Raw genomic sequence first — 1425 nt, 5'->3', positions numbered from 1 at the left:
CTAATCACTTTGTGATTAGGGCTCTTTTTGTTTTAATTCTGAACACAAATAGAACCCTTGCTCGGAATCGAAAGAAATTTCTATAGCCAAAGCTAGCCCGCTTGATTACTTTGATCTTATTGTTTGAACCCTCTAAGGGACCATTGGAGAAACTATTGGCAAACGTATTTCTGATTTCATCGTGGTGTTGTTGTAGGGTTTCTAAAGCAGTAATCATTTCTTCTGAGCAGCCTTGGGTATCACTAAATACCAAATTATAATTGTTCCAGTCTTTCGCTTTAATAGTTGAGCGTAACTGATTCATTATTTCGTATGTTTTCTTAAGTTCGGGACTGATTGATAGTAATGCATGAACAACGTCAGTGGCAGCGATTGGATAAGCAAAATTTGTCCACTTGTGGAAATATTCATAGTTCAATTGATCGGCAGGAACCAGCAGTAATTTCCAGTATCGCTTTAAGGCCCGATATGCTTTAGATGAGGTGGCCAAATCTTTCATTAGGCGAATACGCGTTTTATTGAACGCCCGGTTAAGGGCGTTGACAATATGGAATCGGTCGATAATGACGAGCGCGTTAGGAAAGATTTTTTCGACCAATTTTGGATAGGTATAATTCATATCTGTGACTATTATCTTGACGTTTTCTCGAGCGCTTTGGTCGTAATGACGAAAGTATTTTTCGAGCTTTGGCATCGTCCGGAATGGCAATAAATCAATCAACTCATGGGTTTCCCCGTTCATGAATTCGAAGCTCATGGCATCAGTGGCACTCTTAGTAGTCTTAACTTCATCCATTAGGATGACCTCGGGCAAATAGTGCCAGTTAGTCTGAAAATCTCGTTCTGATCGCATTAACTGCCTCCCGACAAACGAGTCTGAAGTCGATAACTCATTGGCAATGTGTTTCAAAGAAACGGGCTCTACTAGCTTCTCCAAGCATTCCTTTCGAGTTGTATTGGAAATCGTAGAGTTCTTCGGTACAACTGATGTTTGTGCGAGGAAGTTGGTGTGACACTCTTTACAGTGAAAGTTCCGACGATTTAGCGCCAAGAGGACCGTACTGCCGAGTGTTTTTGAGAAGCGGACATTGGTCATGCGCCAACCATAGTTAATAATTTTTTGATCATTGATAATTCCACAATTTGGGCAAGCCTTCGGCGTGTATGTTAAGCAGCCAGTTAATCTAATAACCCCATCGTCACCTTTTTCGCCATTTTCAATTTTAAGATTCTCATCATCTATTCCTAGCAATAGTTTTGTAGTATCATTGCACATAGGGCATTTCCTTCTTTCTCTAAATCTTCGTGGTGGATGATTTGATGAACGGACAGGGAATGTCCGCTTTTTTTATTCTAATCATAAACAAAAAATCTGTCATCAGTAATAGATAAAAATCTATTACCAACAACAGATATTGTAGAACC

General features: G+C 39.7%; 1 protein-coding gene. It reads right to left on the bottom strand.

Annotated elements, in window-relative coordinates; all coding sequences use genetic code 11:
- Positions 1-4 precede the first annotated feature (4 nt).
- Complete coding sequence (locus FD17_RS12880) at positions 5-1276, bottom strand: ISL3 family transposase (protein WP_057826581.1); 1272 nt, start codon at positions 1274-1276, stop codon at positions 5-7.
- Positions 1277-1425: the final 149 nt, after the last annotated feature.

It is taken from the genome of Lentilactobacillus sunkii DSM 19904 (genome assembly GCF_001435575.1).
Lineage (GTDB): Bacteria > Bacillota > Bacilli > Lactobacillales > Lactobacillaceae > Lentilactobacillus > Lentilactobacillus sunkii.
The sequence above is the reverse complement of the archived record's forward strand: the minus strand, read 5'-3'. Positions and strand labels throughout refer to the sequence as shown.

Coding starts and splice junctions, on each gene's coding strand:
- FD17_RS12880 (WP_057826581.1), bottom strand. CDS start 1,276: ATGTGCAATGATACTACAAAACTATTGCTAGGAATAGATGATGAGAAT.